The following is a 2,529-nucleotide window of genomic DNA, read 5'->3' on the forward strand; positions in this document are numbered from 1 at the left end:
CCCGCGAAATGCCGCGCCGGCGCTTCGTGTCGCACGTCGCCCACGCGCGCCGGGAAAGCAGTCCTCAGTGGCGCTTCGAGCCCGTATACTGGAGCAAACTCCCGCCTGCGCGAAGCTCCACCCCGACGTGACGCACCTCAAGGATCTCCCGCTCCACACGCTGCAGTTCTACGCAACGGCCCCCTATCCGTGCAGCTACCTGCCGGACCGGCAGGCGCGTTCGCAGGTCGCCACGCCCAGCCACCTGATCCACAACGATGCCTATTCCGACCTGGTCCTGAGCGGCTTCCGGCGCAGCGGCATGTTCACCTACCGACCCTATTGCGACGGCTGCAGCGCCTGCGTGCCGCTGCGCGTGCTGACCAACGAGTTCAAGCCCAATCGCAGTCAGCGCCGTGCCCTGTCGCGCCATGCCAACCTGCAGGCGCGGGTGCTCAAGCTGTGCTTCGTGCCCGAGCACTACCAGCTCTACCTGCGCTACCAGAACGGACGCCACGCGGGCGGCGGCATGGACCACGACAGCATCGACCAGTACACGCAGTTCCTGCTGCAGAGCCGGGTCAATTCGCGCCTGGTCGAGTTCCGCGAGACGCTCGCCGACGGCAGCGCCGGTGTGCTCAAGATGGTCTCGATCCTCGATGTCCTGAACGACGGCCTGTCGGCGGTCTACACCTTCTACGAACCCGAGCCGGGTGCCGGCTATGGTAACTACAGCGTGCTGTGGCAGATCGAGCAGGCGCGCAAGCTCGCCCTGCCCCACGTCTATCTCGGCTACTGGATCGAAGGCAGTTCCAAGATGAACTACAAGGCCCGCTACACCCCGCATGAAGTGCTGATCGACGGCCGCTGGCAGGCGCCAGCCCATTTCACCAAGTAAAATGGCGACCGGTCTCCCACCGCGTTGCACATGAGAAAACCACAATCAGACGTTCCCGCCACGCCCGTCATCCAGGTCATCGAGCGGATGTTCGCGCTCATCGACGTGCTGGCGTCACGTGAAGAAGCAATCTCCCTCAAGGAGATCAGCGAGAAGACGGGGCTGCATCCGTCCACCACGCACCGGATCCTCAACGATCTGGCGGTGGGCCGATTCGTCGACCGTCCCGAGGCCGGCAGCTACCGCCTGGGCATGCGCCTGCTCGAATTGGGCAATCTGGTCAAGGGCCGGCTCAACGTCCGCGATGCGGCCCTGACCCCGATGCGCGAACTGCACAAGCTCACGCAGCAACCGGTGAACCTCAGCATGCGCCAGGGCGACGAGATCGTCTACATCGAGCGCGCCTACAGCGAACGTTCCGGCATGCAGGTGGTGCGCGCCATCGGCGGCCGCGCCCCACTGCACCTGACCTCCACCGGCAAGCTGTTCCTCGCCGCCGACGAACCGCAGCGCATTCGCAGCTATGCCACGCGTACCGGCCTGGCCGGCCACACGCGCAACAGCATCACACAATTGCCGGCGCTGGAGCGGGAGCTGTCCAAGGCCCGCCAGTACGGCATCGCACGCGACAACGAGGAACTCGAACTCGGCGTGCGCTGCATGGCGGCGGGCATCTACGACGACCAGGGCAAGCTGGTCGCGGGCCTGTCGATCTCGGCACCGGCCGACCGGCTCGACGAGGGCTGGCTGCCCAAGCTGCAAGCCACCGCCAACGAGATCTCGGGAGCGCTGGGCTACAAGGCCGACCAGCCGGCCGCGGCCTGAAATCCCTTCGGGGGACCGCTGTCTAGCTCAACTTGCAGCGTGCGCGAATGCCTGAGGGATGCCTTGATTGGGGTTGGCCATGTGGGTCGCCTCGACCCAGCGGCGCACGCGCTCGGCGTCGCCGATGCGGCTGAACTTGCCGGCGGAGTCGAGGAACACCATGATCAACTTGCGACCGGCGATCTTGGCCTGCATGACCAGGCACTGGCCAGCCTCCGAGATGTAACCGGTCTTTTGCACCCCTATGTCCCAATCCGGGCTCTTCACAAGGCGGTTGGTGGTGTTGAACTGCAGCGTGCGGTTTCCGACTTCCACCTGGTATTCAGGCGAGGTCGACAACTGGCGCACGGTGGCGTCGGCGTAGGCGGCATTGACGAGCAGGGCCAGGTCCTGGGCGCTCGACTGGTTGCGGCTCGACAGGCCGGTCGGCTCGACGTAGCGCGTGTCCTTCATGCCGAGCATCTTGGCCTTGGCGTTCATCACGCTGACAAAAGTGGCCAGGCCACCGGGGTAGGTGCGACCCAGCGCATGGGCTGCACGGTTTTCGCTCGACATCAGCGCCAGGTGCAGCAGTTCGCCGCGCGGCAGCGTCGCGCCGACATAAAGGCGCGAGCGGCTGAATTTCTCGGTGTCGACGTCGTCCTGGGTGATGGTGATCGGTTCGTCGGACGGCAGCTTGGCCTCGCTGATCAGCAGCCCGGTCATGAGCTTGGTCAGCGACGCGATCGGCAGCACCGCGTGGTCGTTCTTGCTGAACAGCACTTCCTGGGTGTCCTGGTCGATCACGAGGGCCACGCTGGACTTCAGGTCGAGCGCATCCTCGGTGC

3 protein-coding genes are annotated in these 2,529 nt (G+C 65.4%); 2 read left to right on the forward strand and 1 reads right to left on the reverse strand.

Annotation, left to right across the window (positions count from 1 at the left end):
• Positions 1-127: 127 nt before the first annotated feature.
• Positions 128-877 (forward strand): arginyltransferase, encoded by a 750-nt coding sequence (locus AC1DY5_RS51075; RefSeq protein ID WP_478121923.1) that lies wholly within the window; start codon positions 128-130, stop codon positions 875-877.
• Between the two features lie 30 nt (positions 878-907).
• On the forward strand, positions 908-1,702 hold the full coding sequence (locus AC1DY5_RS51080) for an IclR family transcriptional regulator (protein WP_478121924.1): 795 nt from the start codon (positions 908-910) through the stop codon (positions 1,700-1,702).
• Between the two features lie 27 nt (positions 1,703-1,729).
• Here the strand turns inward: AC1DY5_RS51080 and AC1DY5_RS51085 are convergent.
• Positions 1,730-2,529, reverse strand: an 800-nt coding sequence (locus tag AC1DY5_RS51085; protein WP_478121925.1) for a serine hydrolase, incomplete at its 5' end; no start/stop codon positions are given.

It is taken from the genome of Variovorax sp. P4_D9 (genome assembly GCF_056401695.1).

Excerpts from the sequence above, each read along its gene's own strand:
- AC1DY5_RS51080 (WP_478121924.1), top strand. The coding sequence starts at position 908 with ATGAGAAAACCACAATCAGACGTTCCCGCCACGCCCGTCATCCAGGTC.